This window comes from Methylibium sp. (assembly GCF_035762065.1).
Taxonomy (GTDB): domain Bacteria; phylum Pseudomonadota; class Gammaproteobacteria; order Burkholderiales; family Burkholderiaceae_C; genus Methylibium.
Genome location: NZ_DASTPW010000050.1, coordinates 205289 through 226431 on the forward strand (window position 1 = coordinate 205289; position 21143 = coordinate 226431).

The window sequence follows — 21143 nt, forward strand, 5'->3', positions numbered from 1 at the left end:
CGAGGCGTTGCCGGCCGACCCACCACCCGAGGAGTCTTCGCCTTGCGATCGACCGCGCGCCGCGCCATCCCTTCCCGTCTTCATTCGATCGCCTGCGCCTGCGTCTGCCTGGGCGCCGCAGGCGGCACGGCCCAGGCCCAGCAAGGCGGTGCCGCGCCGCCCGACGCGGCCGCATCGGCTTCCGAGCCCGCGGCCAGGCTGCCGGCGATCACCGTCACCGGGCGCCGCGCCGGCGAGGCCGAGGCCTACGGCGCCGGCGCCTCCAGCACCGCGACACGGCTCGAGCTGAAGCTGCGCGAGACGCCGCAGTCGATCAGCGTCGTGCCGCGCGCGCTGATCGACGACTTCGTGCTGAACGACGTGAACGACCTGCTCGCCAGCGTCACCGGCGTCAGCGTCGAGCGCGTCGAGCCGGATCGCACCTACTTCTCGGTGCGCGGCTTCGAGGTGTCGAACTTCCAGATCGACGGCGTCGGCCTGCCCTTCGCCACCGGCGACCAGATCGGCAACCTCGACACCGCGCCGTACGAGCGGGTGGAGGTGCTGCGCGGCGCGAACGGGCTGCTGTCGTCGACCGGCAACCCTTCGGCCACCGTCAATTTCGTGCGCAAGCGCCCGAGCCGCGAGTTGAAGGCGAGCGCGGCCCTGGGCTTCGGCTCCTGGGGCCGGCGCCGCGTCGATGCCGACGTCGGCGGCGCACTCGACGCCGGCGGCAGCGTGCGCGGCCGCCTGAGCGCCGCGGCGCAGGACGGCGACAGCTACCTCGACCGCTACGCGCTTTCGAAGCGGCTGGTTGCCGGCATCGTGGAGGTCGACCTCGCGCCGGGCAGCATGCTCGCGCTCGGCCATGCGCGGCAGCACAACCGGCCCACCGGCGTGATGTGGGGGACGCTGCCGCTGTACGACAGCAGCGGCGCGCCGACCCGCTACCCGACCGAGGCCAGCTCGGCGCCGCCGTGGAGCTTCTGGAACAGCGACGACACCCAGACCTTCGCCGAACTGAGCCAGCGCCTGGGCGCCGGGTGGGAGGCCAAGGCGGTGTTGACCCACCGCGAGCTGAAGTCGGACGCCGAGCTGTTCTTCGTCACCGGCCAGCCCGATGCGCTCACGCGCGACGGCCTCGCGAGCTTCCCGTCGAAGTACGGCAGCAAGGAGACGCAGAAGATCGTCGACCTGCAGCTCGCCGGCCCCTTCACGCTGGCCGGGCGCCGGCACCGGCTGGTGCTCGGCGTGAACGCCGGGCGCAGCGACAACGCGCTTCGCTCCAGCAACGACGACGGCGGCCTTCCCCTGTCCGAGGCCGAGATGCTCGCCGGCAGCTTTCCGCGCCCGGCCTTCGATCAGGGCGTGACGGGCCAGGCCGACTTCTCGAACCGGCGCAGCTCGCTGTATGGGGTTGCACGCTTCGAGCTCGCCGACGCGCTGCACCTGATGACCGGCGCCAACCTCACCCGCGCCACCAGCCGTGGCACGAGCTACGGCGTCGCGCACGACTACGCCGAGACGAAGCTCACGCCCTATGCCGGCGTGACCTGGGACCTCGACGCCCACCACACGCTGTACGGCAGCTACGGCGCCATCTTCAATCCGCAGACGCAGATCGACGCGGCGGGCAACGTGCTCGCGCCCATCGAAGGCAGCAACGCCGAGCTGGGCGTCAAGGGCGAATGGATGGACGGCCGGCTGAACGGCTCCTTCGCGCTGTTCCGCGTGCGGCAGGACAACACCGCCGAGGCGCTGCCCTTCGACGCAGCGCTGGGCCGGACGGCCTACCGCGGCATCGACGCCACCGCCACCGGCTTCGAGCTCGACGTCGCCGGCACGCCGGCGCCCGGCTGGCAGCTCGGCGGCGGCTACACGCAGATGCGCATCGAGGACCCCGACGGCGCCGCGACGCGCACCTACGTGCCGCGCAGGACGCTGCGCCTGACCACCAGCTTGCGGCTGCCCTTCGTCGAAGCTTTGAAGCTCGGCGCCAGCCTGCGCTGGCAGAGCCGCATCGAGCGCCGCGACGGCGCGGTGGTCACGCGGCAGGGCGCCTACGGGCTGCTCGACCTCGTCGCGACCTACGACTTCTCGCGCCGGTGGAGCCTGAGCGCGAAGATCGAGAACGCGACCGACAAGCGCCACCTCAACAGCCTGATGTGGCCCGACCAGGCCTTCTACGGCGCGCCCCGCAGCGGCTGGCTGAGCCTGCGATGGACGTACTGAGCGCGCCGGGCGGCGGCACGCTCGAGGTCCGCCGCGATGCGGGCGACCGCTGGAGCGAGGTCTTCGCCGTCCACCGCACGCAGCTCGCGCGCGCGGCGCGGCGCGTCGTCGGCGATGCCCACCTCGCCGAAGACCTGGTGCACGACGCCTACCTGCGCATCGCCGAGGGCCCGCAGGCGCGCGACGCGCCGGAGCAGCCGCTGTCGTATGCCCATCGGGTGGTGCGCAACCTCGCGCTCGACCGCTGCCGCCGCGACGCGCTCGAGTCCCGCCTGTTCGAACCCGAGGACGCCGGCGCGGCCGTCGCCGCGCCCTCGGCGCATTCGCCCGAGACGATGGCGATCGACCGCCACCAGCTCGCGTGCGTCGCCGGGGCGCTGCGCGCGCTGCCCGAACGCACGCGCCGCGCCTTCGAGCTCTACCGGCTCGAAGGGCGCACGCAGCGCGACATCGGCGTCGAGCTCGGCGTGTCGGCGGCCACCGTCAACGCGCTGATCCGCGAGGCGCTCGAACACTGCCGCGCCGCGGTGCGCGCGCGCTGAGCCGCTGCCTACACTTTCGCCCTCCGTGCTGGAGGGGCGATGGCCGACGAGCCGACGAACGAAGCGATCGAGCAGGAAGCCATCGGCTGGGTGATGGCCTTGCACGACGCGCCGCCGAACGATCCGGCCTTGCGCGAGGCGCTGGCGCAATGGCTCGCGCGCGGGCCGGCGCAGCGCGCGGCCTATGCCGAGGCCCGGCGCGTGTGGCTGCTCACCGGGCTGCTGCCGCCGGCGGATCGGGCCGACGACCTGCCGCAAGCCCCGGCCACGTCGCCCCAGCGGCTGCCTTGAGCCGCGCCCTCCTCGAGCAGGTCGGCTCACGCGCGACCGCGCAGGGCGGCTTCGTCATCGCCGTGCGTTCAGGCAGGCGATGCGTTCGGGCAGCGGGCGCCGCGGGCAGGTCGCGCAGCGCTGGGCGTCGCGGCAGCGGAAGTCCAGGCAGCAGACCTTGCGCTCCAGCCCCAGCGCTTCGTCGCCCGCGCAGTCGCGGTAGCTGAAGAAACCGCTTTCGCCGTGCAGGGCCAGCGCGTCGAGCCATCGGGCGCCGACGGCGCGGGTGCGCGCCGCCGTCCAGCGCCGCCGCCGGCGCAGCGCGAGCACCGCGGCGAGCACGCAGTCGGCGCAGGTGCGCCGGGCCGCCTTGGCGTGCAAGGGCGCGCAGGCCTGCCAGCGCGGCAGCAGGGTGGCGATGCCCGCGGCGGCCTGCGCGGCGGCCGTGCGCAGGCGCTCGGCTTCGCCGGCCGCCGGCGTGGCGTGCGCGGCCCAGCGGTAGCCCTGCACCTCGCCGTCGGCCGCGACGCCGATCGACAGTCGATCGAGATCGACCCGCGTGCGGCCCGCATGCACCGCGAACACCGCGAGGTACAGCGGCTGCCACACCAGCCGGCCCCAGCCGCGCAGCGCCGCGAAGGCCGCGCCGGCTTCGGGATGCCGCGTCGCTCCGTGGCCGCGCACCGCGGCGAGCCGCTCGGTCGCATGCCATGGCGGCGCCGCGGCCCCGGCCTCGACGACGCGACCCTGCCACCCCGGCACGAGCCGCGCCGCCTCGGCCACCAGCGCGGCCAGCGGCGGCGTCATGCCGGCGACGCGGCGCCGCGCGCGGTTGCGGCCTCGCGGCGCGGCGGCCGGAAGCGGGCGATCGGGTTCGGCAGCCGGCCCGCCATCTTCAGGCTCGACGCCGGATCGGCGAGGTTGACCATCTGGCGGTTGTCGGCGAGCTGCAGGCGGTTCAGGCAGGAATGCAGGAAGTCGTCGGCGAACAGGTCGTGCGCCTCGAACTTGCGGCGGTACTGCGGCTGCGCGCGCTGGTAGTCGATCACGCACTCGGCGACGAGGCGCCAGAAGTCGTCTTCCTCGCAAAGCTCGGCATCGACCAGCGTCTGGCTCAGGAAGCGGAAGAAGCCGTCGAACACGTCGATGAAGATCGCGAGCAGCTTGAACTCGTGCGGCACCTCGACCGCGAGACGCTCGATGCCGGCCGGCAGCTGCGCCTGCTTGTCGAGGATCGCCGACTCCTCGGCGATGTCCTTCATGAGCACGCGCACCGGCACGTGGTCGGCCATCACCAGGATCAGGTTCTCGCCGTGCGGCATGAACACCAGGTCGTGCGCGTAGAAGCAGTGCAGCAGCGGCGCGAGGTAGGCGCGCAGGTAGCGGCGCAGCCAGGCCTGCGCATCGAGCCCCGAGCGCCGCACCAGCGCGCTCAGCAGCGCGCGTCCGTCGCGGTCCACGTGCAGCAGCGCGGCCATCGTCATCGGCCGCTCGCCGCGCTGCAGGCGCGGCAGCGGGCTCTCGCGCCACAGGCACGAGAGCATCTTCTTGTAGGGGCTGTCGGTCGTGATCGCCGCTTCGTAGTGGCGGTGGCGGAAGCCGATCGAGGCGACCTCGCGCAGGATCGAGAAGCCGTGCTCGCGCAGGACGGCGTCGCCCTCGACGAGGCCGTGGATCCATTCGTTGATCGCCGGCGTACCCGCCATGTAGCGCGGCGACAGGCCGCGCATGAAGCCCATGTTGAGGATCGCCAGCGAGGTCTTGACGTAGTGGCGCGTCGGGCGGTCGAGGTTGAAGTAGGTGCGGATCGACTGCTGCGGCTGGTAGAGGTCCTCGCCGTGGCCGAGGCAGACGATGTCGCGCTGCGCGACGTGCGCCGCGAACGCGATCGACAGCTTCTCGAACCATTGCCACGGATGCGCCGGCATGAACAGGTAGTCGGCCTCGTCGAGGCCCAGGCGCTGCAGGTCGGCCGCGAAGCGCCGGCGCAGCGGGCGGCCCAGCTCCTCGTCCATCAGCGCGTCGTAGCTCAGCGTGGACAGGCTCGCGAAGTGCGCGTGCTCGCGCCGCACCGCCAGCCAGACGAGGCGCAGGCCGCGCCCCGCCTCGGGCGCGTAGGCGCGGTAGTCCTCGGCGTCGAAGCCGAGCCGGCCGTTGTTCGCGACGAAGCCCGGGTGGCCCTCGCTCATCGCGTGCTCGAAAGTCTGGAAGTCCATCGCCTCGGCCAGCATCGCGCTCGTCGGCTTGTCCGCGCGCTGCTTGAAGGCCGCGCCGTAGAGCGTGCTGCTGAGCTCGTCGAGGTACACCGGCAGCAGCTCGGCGCGCAGGCCGAGTCGCTCCTTGAAGTCGATCACGAAGTCGAGCGCGTCCGGCTCGCGGACCTCGCCGCGCACGCGCCGCTCGATCGACGCCAGGTCGATGCGCCAGTGGCGCAGCGCCATCGCCTGCGCCTCGAAGCGGTAGCTGGCGTCTGGCCCGGCGTCGAGCGACCAGCGCTGCCAGCCACGGCGTGCGGCCGGGCCGAGCGACTGCGGCACGAGCAGCAGCTCGTGCGAGAACTCGGCGATCGCCTTGCGCACCAGCAGGCGGTTGACCCGCGCCCAGACGCCGGGCTCCAGGTGGGCGGCCGCCTCGGCGGGCGAAGACAGGCAAGCGTTCATTCGACGATCTCCTCGGTTCGGGACAGGACGAAGCGCTCGCGCGTGCAGAAGGCCAGCGCGGCGCGCTTCCCGGACAGCTGCACCGCGCGGTCGTAGACGAAGCCGACCGCGCGGTTGAGCGCGTGCACCTTGGCGTTGCGCACATCAGGCTCCACGACGACGCGCTTGGCATGCAGGCGCTCGAAGATGAAGCGCATCAGCGCGTCGAACACCCGGCGCGTGAAGCCGTGCACGGGCACGTCCGGCGGGCCGACGAAGACGTGCATGCCGACGTCTCCGGCGCGCACCGGGTAGTGCCGTGCCAGCTCGTCGTGCGCCGGGTCGTAGCACTCGAGCACGAAGGCCGGGCGCCCGCGCCACAGGCCGACGCAGGCGAGCGCATGCGGGCTGCGCGCGAGCGCGAGGTAGGCCTCGCGGACCTCGTGCTCGCCCTTGTGCTGCATGCCCCAGAAGCCCGCGTGCGGCAGCGTGAACCAGTGGTGCATCCAGGCGGCGTCGGCCGCGGGGTCGAGCGCGCGGATGCGCAGCTCGCCGCAGACGAAGGGCGTGGCGTCGAGCGCGCCGGCGTGCAGCTCAAGCGGCATGGCGGCCACCGGCAAGGGGCAAGGCGGCCGGCGCGCGATCGGGCAGCAGCAGCCGTTCGAGCAGCGCGCTCGCCGCGAAGCCGGCGACGGCGACCGCGAAGGTGATCGCGAGGCCGTGCCGCTCGACCAGCGCGCCCGCGGCGAACGACGCTAGCAGCACGCCGAAGTTCTGGAAGAAGTTGAAGACGCTGAAGTCGCGCGCGTAGCGCTCGGGCGCGCTCAGGCGAAACAGCAGCACCTCCAGCTTCACGACCAGCTGGAACAGGGCCCAGCCGAACAGCACGCGGCCGAGCAGCACGGCCCACCATGCCGGCCCGGCCTGCAGCAGCAGCCCGGCCGCGCCGAGCAGCAGGTTGGGGAACACCGCGTCGGGCAGCCGGCGGCCGCGCGCGCGCAGGCGCTGGTTGACGACCAGCGCGGCCAGCGCCACGCCGCCCGGGATCGCGAAGACGAGGCCGGCGACGAGCTGATCGCCCGAGCCCGACACCGCCGCCCAGTGAAGCGAGAAGAACGGGCGGATCAGGTAGGCGCTGAAGTCGAACAGCATCACCAGCGCGCACAGCGGCAGCACGCGCCGCCACCGGCCGGTGTCGCGCGAGGCCGGCGCCTCGGGCGCGGCGGCCGGCTCGGCCGCCGCGGCGTGGCCGCCGCGCAGCAGCCAGCCGCACACCGCCATCTGCGCGAAGTCGCCGGCCGCCATCAGGCCCACGCAGGCGGCCGGCCCGGCGTGCTGCATCACGTGGCCGCCGGCGCCCGCCGCGAGGATGCCGCCGACGTGCACCACCACCGACAGCAGGCCGATCGTGTGCGCATGCGTCGCCGGCGGCTGCATGCGCATCAGGTAGGGGTACATCAGCAGGTAGCTGCTCTTGCACATGAACATCGGGATCGTCAGCAGCCAGTAGCCGAGCACGTCGTCGGCGAGGCCGCTGGCCAGGCACAGCGTGCCGGCCGCACCCTGCGTGAAGAGCAGCAGCCGCAGCGTGTCGATGCGCCGCGCGAGCCGGGCCCACAGCGGCAGCGTGCACATCACCGCGATCGAGATCGCCGCGACGTAGGCGCCGACGTGCAAGGCGCTCGTCACGCCGTAGCGGCGCTCGAAGAACTGCGGATAGAAGGCGATCAGCACCGCGTCGCTCACCACCGCGCAGGCCGACATCGCGACGATCGCGGTGCGCAGTGGCTTCACGCGGGCAGCTCCTCGAACACGCCGTCGGCGCGCGGCGCGAAATCCTGCAGCGCGGTGCGCGTCTCGACCCGGTAGTGCTCCACCCCGGTGAGCGCGCGGATGATGCAGGCGTTGCGGTGGCAGGCCAGGCCGAGATCGGGGTTGGTCGCGCCGTGGCTGTGGAAGCCGGCGTTCTGCACGAAGATCTCGCGGCCTTCGAGGTCCACCGCGTAGTTGCGCTGCTGGCGGTAGCGGCCGAGCGCGTCCCAGGCGATGCGGTGCCGGATGCCTTCGATGAAGCCGGGTGGGCTCGGCGCGTAGCCGGTCGCGAAGATCAGGCCCTCGGCGCGGTGGCGATAGCGTCGGCCCAGTTCGGTGTGCACGAACTCCAGCTCGTGGCCTTCGGCGCTGCGGCGGCAGGCGTGCAGCGCCATGTTGGGCAGCAGCCGCGTGCGGCCCTGCAGCTCGTCGCGGCGCTCGTCGAGCTGTTCGTACAGCGCGTCGATCAGCTGGCCGTTGATGCCGTTGTAGATGCTCTTCTGGCCGTCGAGCACGCGCTGCTTCGAAGCGTCGGGCAGGCCGTGGAAATGCTCGGCGTAGTCCGGCGAGATCAGCTCCAGCGCGAGCTTGGCGTTTTCCATCTGGAAGAAGCGCGGCGAGCGCGTCACCCAGTGGAGGCTGTAGCCGTGGCGGTCGATGTCCTGCAGCAGGTCGCGGTAGATCTCGGCCGCGCTCTGGCCGCTGCCGACGATGGTGATCGAGCGCCGGCTCTGCAGCGCTTGCTTGTGCGCGAGGTAGTCGGCGCTGTGCAGGTAGGGGCCGCCGTCGGTGCAGCACGCGGGCAGGCGCGGCGAGGCGCCGATGCCGATCACCAGGCGCCGCGCGGCGTGCTCGAAGCCGCGGCCGCTGCGCAGGTCGCGCCCGGCCACGCGGTACACGCCGTCCTGCGGCTCGTGCGTGATGCCGGTGACCTCGTGGCCGAAGCGCACGCTGTCGAGCTGGGCCGCGGCCCACTGGCCGTAGCGGTTGAAGTCCTGCCGCGTCAGGTAGAAGTTCTCGCGCACGTAGCAGGCGTAGATGCGGCCCTGCTGCTTGCAGTAGTTGAGGTAGCTGAAGCGGCTGGTCGGATCGGCCAGCGAGACGAGATCGGCGAGGAAGGGGTTCTGCAGCGTGCAGCGCGCGAGCAGCATGCCGGGGTGCCAGGCGAAGCGCTCGTTGCGTTCGAGGAAGAGGCCGCGGTGGTCCTTCAGCGGTGCCATCAGGCAGGCGAGGCCCAGGTTGAACGGGCCCAGCCCGACCGCGACGAAGTCGTGGATCTGCATCGAGTCCTCTGCGCGAAGCGCGCGCATCGGTCGATGCGCGCTCCTCGGAGAAGACGAGCGAGCGGCGGCGCTGTTCAGCCCGGCGCGTCGGCCGGCCGCGTCAAAGCGCGGCGTCGATCTCGGCGATCACCCGCTCGGGCTGCTCGTGGACGATCCAGTGCGTGGCGCCCGCGACGCGCACCCGCTTCATCCGCGGCACCCAGCGTTCGAGCCCTTCGACCAGCTTCAACGGCAGCGCGGTGTCGGCGTCGCCCCAGATCACCGTCGTGGGCAGCTGCACCGTCATCTGCGCGTCGGTCAGCGTGACCCCGGCGGCGCCGGGATCGGCCGGCGTCGGCGGGCGCAGCGGCGAGGCGCGGTAGTAGGCGAGCATCGGCTCGAGTCCCTTCGACCAGACCTCGGCATAGCGCGCGCGCAGCGCCGGCGTGAGCCAGGCATCGCCGCCCATGCGCAGGAAGAAGTCGAACAGGCGGCGAAAACCGTCTTCGGCGAGCAGCGCGGCCGCGTCGTCGCGGCACAGGAAGTTCATGTATCGGCTGGCCGCCTGCTGCGCCGGGTCGTCGCGCAGGTCGCGCAGGAAGGGCCCGGGGTGTGGGGAATTGACCACCACGAGGCGCCGCACGAGCTCGGGCCGGTGGATCGCCGCCATCCACGCGACCGCGCCGCCCCAGTCATGGGCGACGACGGCGGCCAGGCGATCGGCACGGCCGCCGGTCGCCTCGACGATCAGCGCCTCCAGGTCCTGCACCAGCCACTTCACCCGGTAGGCCGAGGTTGCGGCCGGCGCCGACGAGCCCGCGTAGCCGCGCAGGTTGGGCGCCACGCAGCGAAAGCGCGGCGCGAAATGCGCCAGCAGCGGCTCCCAGACGAAGGCCGCTTCGGGAAAGCCGTGCAGAAAGACGAGCACCGGCGCGTCGACGGCGCCCGCAAGGTGGCAATCGAGCGTGATGCCGTGCGGCAACGCGATCGCGCGGCGCTCGATCGCAGCGTTCATGCGATCCGCGGCGCCGCCTGCACCCAGCCGTGCAGCAGCCCGGCGGCATCGCCGAGGCCGCGGCGGCTCAGCGCGGAGAACAGGCTCAGGTTCAGGTCGGCCTCGTCGGTGGCGAGCGCGCCGAGCGCCGCCTGCGCCTTGGCCACCGCGGCGTCGGCTTCGCGGCGGCTCAGCTTGTCGGCCTTGGTCAGCAGCAGCAGCAGCTTGACCTCGCCGTTGCGCAGGCGCGGCGCGATGAAGTCGAGCAAGCGCTGGTCGAGGTCGGTGATGCCCAGGCGCGAATCCACGAGCAGCACCACCCCCGAGAGGCTGCGGCGCAGCTCCAGGTAGCGCGCCATTACCTGCTGCCAGCGCAGCTTCGCGCCGCGCGCGACCGCGGCGTAGCCGTAGCCGGGCAGGTCGGCCCAGAGCGCGTCGTGCGCGTCCTTCGGGCCGAGCGCGAACAGGTTGATGTGCTGGGTGCGGCCCGGCGTCTTCGACGCGAACGCGAGCCGCCGCTGCTGGGCGAGCACGTTGATCGCCGTGGACTTGCCGGCGTTGCTGCGGCCGACGAAGGCGATCTCGGGCAGCTCGGTGGGCGGCAGCTGGTCGAGCTGGGCGGCGGTGGTGAGGAAGCGCGCGGTGTGGGTCCAGGCCAACGCGAGCTTGGCCGCATCGGCCTCGCGCGTGGTTTCGGGGGTCACGGCGGGAGCGGTCGCGGTCATCGTGCATTGTAAAATTTCGGGCTGCCTCGCCCACTCGATACCTTCGCGCACGCCATGAAGTCCGCCCTTTCGAAGTCCTCGGTCTTGCTCGCGCTGGCCGCCGTGCTGGCCGGCCCCGCACTCGCACAGGAAGCCAAGGCGCCTGCCGCGCCGGACCTGAAGAAGGGCGAGGCCACCGCCACCGCGGTCTGCGGCGCCTGCCATGCCATCGACGGCTCGCGTGGCGCGCCGGCCAACCCGATCCTGCAGGGCCAGCATCCGGAATACCTTGTCAAGCAGCTGAGCGAATACAAGGCCGGCAAGCGCAAGAACGCGATCATGCAGGGCATCGCCGCGACGCTGTCGGACGACGACATGCGCAACGTCGCCGCCTTCTACGCGAGCAAGCAGGCCAAGCCCGGCAACGCCAAGGACAAGGCGGCGGCCCAGCTGGGCGAGCAGATCTACCGCGGCGGCATCGCCGACAAGGCGGTGGCCGCCTGCGCCGGCTGCCACAGCCCGAACGGCGTGGGCATCCCCTCGCAGTACCCGCGGCTGGCCGGCCAGCATGCCGACTACACCGCGGCCCAGCTCCTCGCCTACCGCGACGGCGTGCGCAACAACAGCGCGCAGATGGTCGCGATCGCCGCCAAGCTCTCCGACAAGGAGATCAAGGCGCTCGCCGACTACGTCGCCGGCCTGCGTTGACCGTCGCAGGCCGCGCTTTGGCGCGGCGCGACGTGAAGACCTGCCGCGCCGGGCGGTCTTGCTGAGGTTTCCGGCCCGAAGGCGTCGCGTCGCGCGCCTACAGTGACACGGCCATGCCCCATGTCGTCCGCAACCCGCAAGGCCAGATCGTCTCGCTGCACCGCGAGCCGGTGCCCGGCTCCGACTGGCTGCCCGCCGACGATGCCGCGGTGCGCGGCTTCCTCGGCGAGGCCGGGCCGCCGGCGGCGACGCAGGATGGTTTCCGCCAGCTCGACGCCGACCTCGTCCGGGTGATCGAGGACGTGGTCGACGTGCTGATCTCGCGTCAGGTGATCCGCATCACCGACCTGCCGGCCGAGGCCCAGGACAAGCTGTTCGCCCGCAAGAGCTTTCGCGAGCGGCTGCCGGCGCGCGCGCTGCGCCTGTTCGAGAGCGATGCCGCGCCCGACAGCGGCGTGATCCCGACCGACTTCGGCGGACTCTGAAGCGGCCGCGCATGCGCGCGGCTCGGGTCTGTAAGTTCGTCGCGCCTGCGCCGACGCACAGGAACTCGCGTTCGACGCCTGCTTCGAACCGGGCCGCACCAGGAGCCGTCATGCCGATTCCCCAACGCCGCCGTGCCGGCTTCGATCATCCGGTTGCCAGCGAGATCACGCCGCGCGCGCTCTACGAGGGCCGGCGCGATTTCCTTCGGCAGCTCGCCGCCGGCGGCGCCGGCCTCGGCCTCGCGGCCTGGGCGCAGCGCGAGGCGCTCGCGCAGGTCGCCGTGCCCGCGCCGGGCAAGCTTCCGGCGCTCGCGAGCCAGCGCAGCACCGTCGCCGGCGCGGTGACGGGCGAGAAGCTCACGCCCTACGCCGACGTCACCAGCTACAACAACTACTACGAGTTCGGCACCGACAAGGCCGCGCCGGCGCAGCGCGCGCAATCCCTGCAGACGCGACCGTGGACGGTCGCGATCGAGGGCGAGGTGAGAAAGCCGCAGGTGATCGGCATCGACGAGCTGCTCAAGCTGAGCGCGATGGAGGAGCGCATCTACCGGCTGCGGTGCGTCGAAGGCTGGTCGATGGTGATCCCGTGGATCGGCTTCTCGCTCGCCGAGCTGATCAAGCGCGTCGAGCCGACCGGCAACGCCAGGTTCGTCGAATTCCACACGCTGGCCGATCCGAAGCAGATGCCGGGCCTGCGCTCGAGCGTGCTCGACTGGCCTTACGTCGAAGGCCTGCGCCTGGACGAGGCGATGCACCCGCTGACGCTGCTCGCCTTCGGCCAGTACGGCGAGGTGATGCCCAAGCAGATGGGCGCGCCGGTGAGGCTGGTCGTGCCCTGGAAGTACGGCTTCAAGAGCGCGAAGTCCATCGTCAGGATCCGCTTCGTCGAGAAGCAGCCCGCGACCGCCTGGCAGAAGGCCGCGGCGCAGGAGTACGGCTTCTATTCGAACGTCAACCCGAAGGTCGACCACCCGCGCTGGAGCCAGGCCACCGAGCGCCGCATCGGCGAGGACGGCATCTTCCAGAAGAAGCGCGCGACGCTGATGTTCAACGGCTACGAGGCCCAGGTCGGGCAGCTGTACGCCGGGCTGGACCTCGCCAAGAACTACTGATGGGCACGTCCGGCATCGCGCTGCCCGCGAAGCCGCCGCGTGCAGCTGCCCGCAGGCCGTGGCTGATGCGGCGGTGGGTCAAGCCGCTGGTGTTTGTCGTGAGCCTGCTGCCCTTCGCATGGTTGTTCTATGGCGCGTTCGCGAACACCCTGGGCGCCAACCCGGCCGAGGCGCTGATTCGCGCGACCGGCGACTGGACGCTGCGCTTCCTGTGCCTGACCCTCGCCATCACGCCGTTGCGTATCTGGACGAAGCAGCCGGCGCTTGCGCGGCTGCGCCGCATGCTGGGCCTGTTCGCCTTCTTCTACGCGGTGCTGCACTTCCTCTGCTACGCCTGGCTGGACATGGGCTTCGAGCTGCAGGCGATCGTGAGCGACATCCCCAAGCGCCCGTTCGCGCTGGTCGGCTTCGCGGCGCTGCTGCTGATGATTCCGCTGGCGGCCACCTCGTTCAACCGCGCGATCAAGGCGCTCGGCGCCGCGCGCTGGCAGGCGCTGCACAAGACCGTGTATGCCGTCGTGCTGCTCGGCCTCTTGCACTTCTTCTGGATGAAGGCCGGCAAGAACGACTTCGGCGAGTGGTCGATCTACGCCGCGGTGATTGCGGTGCTGCTCGGCTGGCGGCTCAAGCGGCGGTTCTGGCCGGCGGCCTGATCAGCGGGGGATCTCGCGCGGCTGGCCCTGCCGGTCGATCGCGACGTAGGTGACCTGCGCCTCGGTCACCTTGACCTTCACCGGCTCGGCCGGATTGCGCTCGGCATGCACCTCGACCCGCACCGTCACCGACGTGCGGCCGATGCGCTCGACGCGTGCGTAGAAGCTGAGCAGGTCGCCGACGGACACCGGCTGCTTGAAAACGAACTCCTTGACCGCCACCGTCGCGATACGGCCCTTCGCGATGCGCGCCGGCAGCACCGCGCCGGCGAGGTCCACCTGGGCCATGATCCAGCCGCCAAAGATGTCGCCGTTGTGGTTGGCGTCGGCCGGCATCGGCACCACGCGCAGCACCAGCGCCATGCCTTCGGGCGGCTCGGCATCGAGCAGGCGGGAGTGGCGCGCGAGGTCGTCGTCGTTCATGGGCGTGGCGCTGCGGCGCGCGTAAGTCGGAAGTGCAGGTCGATTCTCATGCGTCGTAGCGAAACCCTGAACCAGCCACCTCCGACGGCAACGGCCGCCGCGGCGCCGCGATCCGACTGGGCCACGCTGGCGAAGCTGCTGCCCTATCTGTGGGCCTACAAGGGCCGCGTGCTGCTGGCGCTCGGCTGCCTGGTGGCGGCGAAGGCGGCGAACGTCGGCGTGCCGCTGCTGCTGAAGCAGCTGGTCGATGCGATGTCGATCCCGCTCGGCGACCCGCGCGCGGTGCTGGTCGTGCCGGCCGGCCTGCTGCTCGCCTACGGCGCGCTGCGTCTTTCCACCTCGCTGTTCACCGAGCTGCGCGAGCTGGTCTTCGCGAAGGCGACCGAGGGCGCGTCGCGTTCGATCGCGCTGCAGGTCTTCGAGCACCTGCATTCCTTGAGCCTGCGCTTCCACCTCGAACGCCAGACCGGCGGCATGACGCGCGACATCGAACGCGGCACGCGCGGCGTGCAGTCGCTGATCTCGTATTCGCTCTACAGCATCCTGCCGACGCTGATCGAGGTCGGCCTGGTGCTCGGCATCCTCGCGGTGAAGTTCGATGCGGCGTTTGCCTGGATCACGCTCGCCGCGCTGGTCGTCTACATCGGCTTCACGGTGATCGTGACCGAGTGGCGCACCCAGTTCCGCAAGACGATGAACGAGCTGGACTCGAACTCGCACAGCAAGGCGATCGACTCGCTGCTGAACTACGAAACGGTCAAGTACTTCAACAACGAAGCCTTCGAGGCCAAGCGCTTCGACGAAAGCCTCGACAAGCTGAAGCGCGCCAAGCTCAAGAGCCAGACCACGCTTTCGCTGCTGAACACCGGCCAGCAGCTGCTGATCGCGCTCGCGCTGATCGCGATGCTGTGGCGCGCGACCGAGGGCGTCGTCGCCGGCCGCATGACGCTGGGCGACCTGGTGATGATCAACGCCTTCATGATCCAGCTGTACATCCCGCTGAACTTCCTCGGCGTGATCTACCGGGAAATCAAGCAGGCGCTGACCGACCTCGACAAGATGTTCGTGCTGCTCGAACGCGAGCGCGAGGTGCGCGACGCGCCCGAGGCCGTGGCGCTGCACGCCGACGCGCCGCCGGTCGTGCGCTTCGAGAACGTGGGCTTCGCGTACGAGCCGTCGCGGCAGATCCTCGACGGCGTGACTTTCGAGATCCCCGCGGGCCACACCGTCGCGGTGGTCGGTGCCTCGGGCGCCGGCAAGAGCACGCTCGCACGGCTGCTCTACCGCTTCTACGACGTGAACACCGGCCGCATCACCGTCGCCGGCCACGACATCCGCCAACTCACGCAGGCCAGCCTGCGCCGCTCGATCGGCATCGTCCCGCAGGACACCGTGCTGTTCAACGACACGGTCGCCTACAACATCGGCTACGGCCGGCCCGGCGCGACGCGCGAGGAGATCGAGGCCGCGGCGCGCGCGGCCCGCATCCACGACTTCATCGCCTCGACGCCCAAGGGCTACGAGACGGCCGTCGGCGAGCGCGGTCTCAAGCTCAGCGGCGGCGAGAAGCAGCGCGTCGCGATCGCGCGCACGCTGCTGAAGAACCCGCCGATCGTCATCTTCGACGAGGCGACGTCGGCGCTCGACTCGGCCAACGAGCGCGCCATCCAGGAGGAGCTGAAGACCGCCGCGCGCAACAAGACTGCGCTGGTCATCGCGCACCGGCTGTCGACCGTGGTCGATGCCGATCGGATCCTAGTGATGGACAAGGGCCGCATCGTCGAGCGCGGCACGCATGCCGAACTGCTTGCGGCCGGCGGCCGCTACGCCGAGATGTGGAACCTGCAGCGCAGCGGCGCGGAGAACGCGGAGGCCGACGCGAACACCGCGGCCGCGCGCCTCGATCCGGCGGCAGCCTGACGGTCGCCCGGATCAGCCTTCGGCGGGCGGTGCGGCCGGCGGCAGGCCGGCGGCCGCGTCGTTGGGCGTCGGCTCGGCGGCTTCGCTGCCGTCGTCCGGCTTGCCTTCGGCCTTGCGCTTGAGCTTTTCTTCCTTCTTGCGCTTCTTGGCCAGCTCGCGCTGGCGCTTTTCGTACGAGTAGTTCGGTGTGGCCAATCAGCCCTCCTGAAGACACGCGGTGCTTCTCGAGCGAAGCGGCGGGTCATGGTAACGCCCGGCCTTCGGCGAACGGGGAGGCCGCGCGCTCGCGTGGGTCTTGTCGGGCGCGGGTTCCCGGCCGCCGCGATCGGCACCACGGCCCGCCATGCCAGACTCGCCCGCCCTACGCGAGCGACCATGGCCCTTCGATCCACCATCTTCAAAGCCGAGCTGCAGATCGCCGACATGGATCGCAGCCACTACGCGAGCCATGCGCTCACGCTCGCGCAGCACCCGTCGGAGAACGACGAACGGCTGATGTTGCGGCTGCTGGCTTACGCGCTGCATGCGGTGAGCGAAGACGACGAAGCCCCGCTCGCCTTTGCCAACGCGATGACCGACATGGACGAGCCCGACCTTTGGCGCCGCAACCTGGTCGGCGAGATCGAGTTGTGGATCGACGTCGGCCAGCCGGACGAGAAATGGCTGCGCAAGGCCAGCCACCGCTCTCGCGAGGTCGTGCTGTATCTGTACGGCCGCAGCGGCGGGCTGTGGTGGCAGCAGAACGCGCAGGCGCTCGCAAAGTTCGCCAACCTGCGCGTACGTCAGGTTCCGGCCGAAGCCAGCGCGGCCCTCGCCGCGCTGGCCGCGCGCACGATGCGCCTGCAGTGCACGGTGCAGGACGGCCAGGTCTGGCTCGGCAACGGCGAGACCAGCGTGGCGCTCGAGCCCGTCACCTTGAAGGAGCCGGCCTGAGCCCCCGCGCTTCAGGGAAGCTGCTGAAGCCTCGCGCACGGGGCGCTCACTACACTGCCGCCCCGTGGACACCAAGTGGCTCGAAGACTTCGTGAGCCTCGCCGAGACGCGCAGCTTCTCGCGATCGGCGCAATTGCGGCACGTCACGCAGCCGGCGTTCTCGCGGCGCATCCAGGCGCTCGAGGCCTGGGCCGGCACCGATCTCGTCGATCGCTCCTCCTACCCGACGCGGCTCACGCCGGCCGGCACGACCTTCCATGCGCAGGCGCTGGAGATCATCGAATCGCTGCAGGCCACGCGCAACCTGATGCGCGCGCATCGCTCAGTCGGCCAGGACATGATCGAGTTCGCGGTGCCCCACACGCTGGCCTTCGCCTTCTTTCCGCATTGGGTGATGCAGCTGCGGCGCGAGCTGAGCGCGAGCTTCGGGCCGATGAAGAGCCGGCTCATCGCGCTGAACGTGCACGACGCGGTGCTGCGCCTGGCTGAAGGCAGCTGCGACCTGCTGATCGCCTACCACCACCCCTTGTTGCCGCTGCAGTTGAACAGCGAGCGCTACGAGATGCTGACGCTCGGCGAGGAATCGCTGCGCGCCTACGCGCGCTCGACACCCGAGGGCGAGCCGATGTTCACCCTGGCGCGGCCGGGCAGCGAGCGCATGCAGGCGCGCGTGCCCTTCCTCGCCTACGCGACCGGTGCCTACCTCGGGCAGATGGTCGACCTGATCGTCAAGCAGGCCGCGACGCCGCTGGGCCTCGACGCGATCTACGAGACCGACATGGCCGAAGGCCTGAAGGCGATGGCGCTCGAAGGCCACGGCCTCGCCTTCCTGCCGGCCAGCTCGGTGCGCAAGGAGCTGAAGCAGCGCAAGCTGCTGCCGGCCGCGCCCTCGGGCAGCTTCGAGCTGACGATGGACGTGCGCATCTACCGCGAGCGACCCGAGGTGGCGCGCCACGTCAAGCCGATCGCGCAGGCCTTGTGGGACCACCTGCGCGCCAGCCTCGAGCGGCCGTCGGCACCTGCCTGACGGGCGACGAGCGCCACGCCGGCTCACCCGGGCAGCGCCCGACCCAGGGTTCCCCCTCGGTCATGCCGAAGCCGATGCGGCCTGCGCATCGTCTCCGCCGGCAACGGCATTGGCTGCGCGGCGAGCGCCTCGCTAGAGTGCGCGCCCAGCGAACGAGGCCGCTTCGAGCGGGGCGTGGCACGAACCCTGCTCGCCACGCGTCGTCGGCCTTGTGCGGCTGAACCCGGGTGGTCCCGACCATGCCCCTCCGGTAGATTCACCGCATCTCTTTTCCCGTTCCTTCATCGAGGAGTACTGCATGAAGAAGTCGCTGCTCGTTCTCGCGGTCGCCTGCGCCGCCGCCGGTGCCGCACAGGCCGACACGCTGAAGAAGATCAAGGACGCCGGCTCGGCCACGATGGGCGTGCGCGAGTCGTCCGGTGCGCTGAGCTACACGCTCGGCGACGGCAAGTACGTCGGCTACCACGTCGAGATCTGCGAGCGCGTGCTGAAGGACGTCGCCAAGCAGATCGGCATGGCCAACCTGCCGGTGAAGTACCAGCCGGTCACCTCGCAGAACCGCATCCCGCTGGTGCAGAACGGCACCGTCGACATCGAGTGCGGCTCGACCACCAACAACGCCGCGCGCCAGAAGGACGTGGCCTTCGCGCCGACCACCTACGTCGAGGAAGTGCGCATCGCGGTCAAGGCCAACTCGGGCATCACTTCGCTCGCGCAGCTCGGCGGCAAGAAGGTCGCGACCACCACCGGCACGACCTCGGTGCAGCTGCTGCGCCGCAACGAGAAGGCGAGCGGCCTGAGCTTCGACGAAGTCTTCGGCAAGGACCACGCCGACAGCTTCCTGTTGCTCGAGAGCGGCCGCGCCGATGCCTTCGTGATGGACGGTCAGATCCTCGCCGGCCTCATCAGCAAGTCGAAGGCGCCGTCCGACTACAAGATCGTCGGCGAGGTCATCAACGTCGAGCCGATCGCGATCATGTTCCGCAAGGACGACGCGGCGTTCAAGAAGGCGGTCGACGACAGCATCGGCGCGATGATGAAGTCGGGCGACATCGCCAAGCTCTACGACAAGTGGTTCCTGCAGCCGATCCCGCCGTCGAACACGAAGGTCGGTCTGGCCTTGTCGGAGGCCACCAAGGCCGCGTGGGCGAACCCCAACGACAAGCCGGCCGAGGACTACGCGAAGAAGTGATCGACTGAGACAAGACCGAGGCGGCGCGCGGCAGGCGCGCCGCCGAGGCGGGCAGTGGCCGCGGGAGGAGGTGCCTCGGTGGGCAATTGGGATTGGCAGGTGTTCTGCAAGAACACCCTGGACGGCGAGGTTGTCTCCGGCTGCTTCGGCAAGGACGGCGACATCACCTACCTCGACTGGCTGCTGTCGGCCTGGGGCTGGACGCTTTCGGTCGCGGCGCTCGCGTTGATCGTCGCGCTGGCCATCGGCTCGCTGATGGGCATCCTGCGCACCACGCCCGACAAGCGCCTCGTGCTGCTCGGCAACGTCTGGACCGAGCTGTTTCGCAACATCCCGCTGCTGGTCCAGATCTTCCTCTGGTACCACGTGATCCCTGCGATCCTCACGCCGCTGCGCGACGTGCCGAGCTTCGTGCTGGTGGTGCTGGCGCTGGGCTTCTTCACTTCGGCGCGCATCGCCGAGCAGGTGAAGGCCGGCATCCAGAGCCTGCCGCGCGGGCAGAGCTACGCGGGCCTCGCGATGGGGCTGACGCTGCCACAGACCTACCGCTTCGTGCTGCTGCCGATGGCGTTTCGCATCGTCATCCCGCCGCTCACGAGCGAGAGCATGAACATCATCAAGAACAGCTCGGTCGCCTTCGCGGTGAGCATCGCCGAGATGACGATGTTCGCGATGCAGGCGCAGGAGGAAACCTCGCGAGGCATCGAGATCTACCTTGCCGTCACCGGCCTGTACTTCGTCTCGGCCTTCGCGGTGAACCGCGTGATGATGTTCGTCGAGAACCGCGTGCGCGTTCCCGGCACCTACGGAGGCAAGTGATGCTGGCCTCCCTGGACTTCTCCTTCCTCAGCTGGAACGTCGTCTCCAGCTTCGTCCTCAAGGGCCTCATCTTCTCGGTGCAGCTCACGCTGATCGCGATGATCGGCGGCATCCTGCTCGGCACGGTGCTCGCGCTGATGCGGCTGTCCGGCAAGCCCTGGCTGGTGTGGCCGGCGGCGTTCTACGTGAACACGCTGCGCTCGATCCCGCTGGTGATGGTGATCCTGTGGTTCTTCCTGCTGATCCCGCTGCTCGTCGGCCGGCCGATGGGCGCGGAGCTGTCGGCCGTCATCACCTTCACCGTCTTCGAGGCCGCGTACTACTCCGAGATCATGCGCGCCGGCATCCAGAGCGTGCCGCGCGGGCAGGTGTCGGCCGGCTATGCGGTGGGCATGAGCTATGGCCAGACGATGCAGCTGATCGTGCTGCCGCAGGCCTTCCGCAACATGCTGCCGGTGCTGTTGACGCAGACCATCATCCTGTTCCAGGACACCTCGCTGGTCTACGCGATCGGCGCCTACGACCTGCTCAAGGGCTTCGAGGTCGCCGGCAAGAACTTCAACCGGCCGGTCGAGACCTACCTCGTCGCGGCGGTCGTGTACTTCGTCATCTGCTTCTCGCTGTCGATGCTCGTGCGTCGCCTGCAGAAGAAGATTGCCATCATCCGTTGAGCAGGAGCCGGCCGTGATCGACATCAAGGACGTGAGCAAGTGGTACGGCAGCTTCCAGGTGCTGACCGATTGCAGCACCAGCGTCAAGAAGGGCGAGGTCGTCGTGGTCTGTGGCCCTTCGGGCTCCGGCAAGTCGACGCTGATCAAGACGGTCAACGCGCTCGAGCCCTTCCAGAAGGGCGACATCGTCGTCGACGGCATCAGCATCGCCGACCCGAAAACCAACCTGCCCAAACTGCGCAGCCGGGTCGGCATGGTGTTCCAGCACTTCGAGCTCTTTCCGCACCTGTCGGTCACCGAGAACCTGACGCTGGCGCAGGTCAAGGTGCTCAAGCGCAGGCCCGACGAGGCGAAGACGCGCGGGCTCAAGATGCTCGAGCGCGTCGGCCTGACGGCGCACAAGGACAAGTTCCCCGGCCAGCTCTCCGGCGGCCAGCAGCAGCGCGTCGCGATCGCGCGCGCGCTGAGCATGGACCCGATCGTGATGCTGTTCGACGAGCCGACCTCCGCGCTCGACCCCGAAATGGTTGGCGAGGTGCTCGACGTGATGGTCAAGCTGGCGCAGGAAGGCATGACGATGATGGTCGTCACGCACGAGATGGGCTTCGCGCGCAAGGTCAGCCACCGGGTCATCTTCATGGATGCCGGCAAGATCGTCGAGGACTGCAAGAAGGAAGACTTCTTCGGCGATGCGGCCGCGCGCTCGCCGCGGGCGCGGGACTTCTTGTCGAAGATCCTGCAGCACTGAGGCGCGGCGATCGGC

The 21143-nt window shown here is 70.4% G+C and carries 23 protein-coding genes; 14 read left to right on the forward strand and 9 right to left on the reverse strand.

Annotated features, from left to right (window positions below):
* Nucleotides 1-42 precede the first annotated feature (42 nt).
* Genes VFR90_RS15635 through VFR90_RS15645 form a run of 3 tightly spaced genes read left to right on the forward strand, consistent with a single transcriptional unit; the run spans nt 43 to nt 3044 of the window.
* The gene (locus VFR90_RS15635; protein WP_326407077.1) at nt 43-2211 is read left to right on the forward strand and encodes a TonB-dependent siderophore receptor; all 2169 of its coding nucleotides are present in this window, start codon (nt 43-45) and stop codon (nt 2209-2211) included.
* Nucleotides 2199-2753, forward strand: a complete 555-nt coding sequence (locus VFR90_RS15640) for a sigma-70 family RNA polymerase sigma factor (RefSeq protein ID WP_326407078.1) — start codon at nt 2199-2201, stop codon at nt 2751-2753. The genes VFR90_RS15635 and VFR90_RS15640 overlap by 13 nt, the downstream gene beginning before the upstream one ends.
* Nucleotides 2754-2792: 39 nt before the next feature.
* Nucleotides 2793-3044, forward strand: a complete 252-nt coding sequence (locus tag VFR90_RS15645; protein WP_326407079.1) for a FecR/PupR family sigma factor regulator — start codon at nt 2793-2795, stop codon at nt 3042-3044.
* Nucleotides 3045-3098: 54 nt separating this feature from the next.
* Here the strand turns inward: VFR90_RS15645 and VFR90_RS15650 are convergent, their stop codons facing one another.
* From VFR90_RS15650 to yihA, 7 genes are all read right to left on the reverse strand, one after another.
* Nucleotides 3099-3830, reverse strand: coding sequence for a (2Fe-2S)-binding protein (locus tag VFR90_RS15650; protein WP_326407080.1), 732 nt, complete (start codon nt 3828-3830; stop codon nt 3099-3101).
* Complete coding sequence (locus VFR90_RS15655; RefSeq protein WP_326407081.1) at nt 3827-5683, reverse strand: IucA/IucC family protein; 1857 nt, start codon at nt 5681-5683, stop codon at nt 3827-3829. Before VFR90_RS15655 ends, VFR90_RS15650 begins: the two co-directional genes overlap by 4 nt.
* The gene (locus VFR90_RS15660) at nt 5680-6267 is read right to left on the reverse strand and encodes a GNAT family N-acetyltransferase (RefSeq protein WP_326407082.1); all 588 of its coding nucleotides are present in this window, start codon (nt 6265-6267) and stop codon (nt 5680-5682) included. Before VFR90_RS15660 ends, VFR90_RS15655 begins: the two co-directional genes overlap by 4 nt.
* Complete coding sequence (locus tag VFR90_RS15665; RefSeq protein ID WP_326407126.1) at nt 6257-7564, reverse strand: MFS transporter; 1308 nt, start codon at nt 7562-7564, stop codon at nt 6257-6259. Before VFR90_RS15665 ends, VFR90_RS15660 begins: the two co-directional genes overlap by 11 nt.
* Entirely contained in the window at nt 7453-8757 is a 1305-nt protein-coding gene (locus VFR90_RS15670; RefSeq protein ID WP_326407083.1) for a lysine N(6)-hydroxylase/L-ornithine N(5)-oxygenase family protein, read from the reverse strand. Before VFR90_RS15670 ends, VFR90_RS15665 begins: the two co-directional genes overlap by 112 nt.
* Nucleotides 8758-8857: 100 nt before the next feature.
* Nucleotides 8858-9751, reverse strand: a complete 894-nt coding sequence (locus tag VFR90_RS15675) for an alpha/beta fold hydrolase (RefSeq protein WP_326407084.1) — start codon at nt 9749-9751, stop codon at nt 8858-8860.
* Entirely contained in the window at nt 9748-10455 is a 708-nt protein-coding gene (yihA, locus tag VFR90_RS15680; RefSeq protein ID WP_414676545.1) for a ribosome biogenesis GTP-binding protein YihA/YsxC, read from the reverse strand. The genes VFR90_RS15675 and yihA overlap by 4 nt, the downstream gene beginning before the upstream one ends.
* A gap of 54 nt (nt 10456-10509) precedes the next feature.
* Between yihA and VFR90_RS15685 the strand changes: the two genes are divergently transcribed.
* The 4 genes from VFR90_RS15685 (at nt 10510) to msrQ (ending at nt 13395) form a co-directional block, all read left to right on the forward strand.
* Nucleotides 10510-11142: a c-type cytochrome gene (locus VFR90_RS15685; protein ID WP_326407086.1), complete on the forward strand. Its 633-nt coding sequence runs from the start codon at nt 10510-10512 to the stop codon at nt 11140-11142.
* A gap of 113 nt (nt 11143-11255) precedes the next feature.
* Nucleotides 11256-11627, forward strand: a complete 372-nt coding sequence (locus VFR90_RS15690; RefSeq protein WP_326407087.1) for a hypothetical protein — start codon at nt 11256-11258, stop codon at nt 11625-11627.
* Nucleotides 11628-11737: 110 nt separating this feature from the next.
* On the forward strand, nt 11738-12742 hold the full coding sequence (gene msrP, locus VFR90_RS15695; protein WP_326407088.1) for a protein-methionine-sulfoxide reductase catalytic subunit MsrP: 1005 nt from the start codon (nt 11738-11740) through the stop codon (nt 12740-12742).
* Nucleotides 12743-12807: 65 nt separating this feature from the next.
* On the forward strand, nt 12808-13395 hold the full coding sequence (gene msrQ / locus VFR90_RS15700) for a protein-methionine-sulfoxide reductase heme-binding subunit MsrQ (protein ID WP_326407127.1): 588 nt from the start codon (nt 12808-12810) through the stop codon (nt 13393-13395).
* On the opposite strand, the gene VFR90_RS15705 is transcribed toward msrQ, so the two are convergent.
* Complete coding sequence (locus tag VFR90_RS15705; protein ID WP_326407089.1) at nt 13396-13818, reverse strand: acyl-CoA thioesterase; 423 nt, start codon at nt 13816-13818, stop codon at nt 13396-13398. It abuts the gene before it with no gap.
* Nucleotides 13819-13866: 48 nt separating this feature from the next.
* Between VFR90_RS15705 and VFR90_RS15710 the strand changes: the two genes are divergently transcribed.
* Nucleotides 13867-15738 carry an ABCB family ABC transporter ATP-binding protein/permease gene (locus VFR90_RS15710; protein WP_326407090.1) on the forward strand — a complete coding sequence of 624 codons (1872 nt, stop codon included), beginning with the start codon at nt 13867-13869 and terminating at the stop codon, nt 15736-15738.
* Between the two features lie 12 nt (nt 15739-15750).
* On the opposite strand, the gene VFR90_RS15715 is transcribed toward VFR90_RS15710, so the two are convergent.
* Nucleotides 15751-15933: a hypothetical protein gene (locus VFR90_RS15715; RefSeq protein ID WP_326407091.1), complete on the reverse strand. Its 183-nt coding sequence runs from the start codon at nt 15931-15933 to the stop codon at nt 15751-15753.
* A 180-nt stretch (nt 15934-16113) separates the two neighbouring features.
* On the opposite strand from VFR90_RS15715, the gene VFR90_RS15720 reads away from it, so the two are divergent.
* The 6 genes from VFR90_RS15720 (at nt 16114) to VFR90_RS15745 (ending at nt 21128) form a co-directional block, all read left to right on the forward strand.
* Nucleotides 16114-16671, forward strand: coding sequence for a YaeQ family protein (locus VFR90_RS15720; RefSeq protein WP_326407092.1), 558 nt, complete (start codon nt 16114-16116; stop codon nt 16669-16671).
* 64 nt (nt 16672-16735) lie between these two features.
* Nucleotides 16736-17698 carry a LysR family transcriptional regulator gene (locus tag VFR90_RS15725; protein WP_326407093.1) on the forward strand — a complete coding sequence of 321 codons (963 nt, stop codon included), beginning with the start codon at nt 16736-16738 and terminating at the stop codon, nt 17696-17698.
* Nucleotides 17699-17996: 298 nt separating this feature from the next.
* The gene (locus VFR90_RS15730; RefSeq protein ID WP_326407094.1) at nt 17997-18890 is read left to right on the forward strand and encodes an amino acid ABC transporter substrate-binding protein; all 894 of its coding nucleotides are present in this window, start codon (nt 17997-17999) and stop codon (nt 18888-18890) included.
* A gap of 78 nt (nt 18891-18968) precedes the next feature.
* Nucleotides 18969-19709 (forward strand): amino acid ABC transporter permease, encoded by a 741-nt coding sequence (locus tag VFR90_RS15735; protein WP_326407095.1) that lies wholly within the window; start codon nt 18969-18971, stop codon nt 19707-19709.
* Nucleotides 19709-20380 carry an amino acid ABC transporter permease gene (locus VFR90_RS15740; protein WP_326407096.1) on the forward strand — a complete coding sequence of 224 codons (672 nt, stop codon included), beginning with the start codon at nt 19709-19711 and terminating at the stop codon, nt 20378-20380. Before VFR90_RS15735 ends, VFR90_RS15740 begins: the two co-directional genes overlap by 1 nt.
* A 13-nt stretch (nt 20381-20393) precedes the next feature.
* Nucleotides 20394-21128: an amino acid ABC transporter ATP-binding protein gene (locus VFR90_RS15745; protein ID WP_326407097.1), complete on the forward strand. Its 735-nt coding sequence runs from the start codon at nt 20394-20396 to the stop codon at nt 21126-21128.
* Nucleotides 21129-21143 lie beyond the last annotated feature (15 nt).

Coding starts and splice junctions, on each gene's coding strand:
- VFR90_RS15640 (WP_326407078.1), top strand. CDS start 2,199: ATGGACGTACTGAGCGCGCCGGGCGGCGGCACGCTCGAGGTCCGCCGC.
- VFR90_RS15645 (WP_326407079.1), top strand. CDS start 2,793: ATGGCCGACGAGCCGACGAACGAAGCGATCGAGCAGGAAGCCATCGGC.
- VFR90_RS15650 (WP_326407080.1), bottom strand. CDS start 3,830: ATGACGCCGCCGCTGGCCGCGCTGGTGGCCGAGGCGGCGCGGCTCGTG.
- VFR90_RS15655 (WP_326407081.1), bottom strand. CDS start 5,683: ATGAACGCTTGCCTGTCTTCGCCCGCCGAGGCGGCCGCCCACCTGGAG.
- VFR90_RS15660 (WP_326407082.1), bottom strand. CDS start 6,267: ATGCCGCTTGAGCTGCACGCCGGCGCGCTCGACGCCACGCCCTTCGTC.
- VFR90_RS15670 (WP_326407083.1), bottom strand. CDS start 8,757: ATGCAGATCCACGACTTCGTCGCGGTCGGGCTGGGCCCGTTCAACCTG.
- VFR90_RS15675 (WP_326407084.1), bottom strand. CDS start 9,751: ATGAACGCTGCGATCGAGCGCCGCGCGATCGCGTTGCCGCACGGCATC.
- yihA (WP_414676545.1), bottom strand. CDS start 10,455: ATGACCGCGACCGCTCCCGCCGTGACCCCCGAAACCACGCGCGAGGCC.
- VFR90_RS15685 (WP_326407086.1), top strand. CDS start 10,510: ATGAAGTCCGCCCTTTCGAAGTCCTCGGTCTTGCTCGCGCTGGCCGCC.
- VFR90_RS15690 (WP_326407087.1), top strand. CDS start 11,256: ATGCCCCATGTCGTCCGCAACCCGCAAGGCCAGATCGTCTCGCTGCAC.
- msrP (WP_326407088.1), top strand. CDS start 11,738: ATGCCGATTCCCCAACGCCGCCGTGCCGGCTTCGATCATCCGGTTGCC.
- msrQ (WP_326407127.1), top strand. CDS start 12,808: ATGCGGCGGTGGGTCAAGCCGCTGGTGTTTGTCGTGAGCCTGCTGCCC.
- VFR90_RS15705 (WP_326407089.1), bottom strand. CDS start 13,818: ATGAACGACGACGACCTCGCGCGCCACTCCCGCCTGCTCGATGCCGAG.
- VFR90_RS15710 (WP_326407090.1), top strand. CDS start 13,867: ATGCGTCGTAGCGAAACCCTGAACCAGCCACCTCCGACGGCAACGGCC.
- VFR90_RS15720 (WP_326407092.1), top strand. CDS start 16,114: ATGGCCCTTCGATCCACCATCTTCAAAGCCGAGCTGCAGATCGCCGAC.
- VFR90_RS15730 (WP_326407094.1), top strand. CDS start 17,997: ATGAAGAAGTCGCTGCTCGTTCTCGCGGTCGCCTGCGCCGCCGCCGGT.
- VFR90_RS15740 (WP_326407096.1), top strand. CDS start 19,709: ATGCTGGCCTCCCTGGACTTCTCCTTCCTCAGCTGGAACGTCGTCTCC.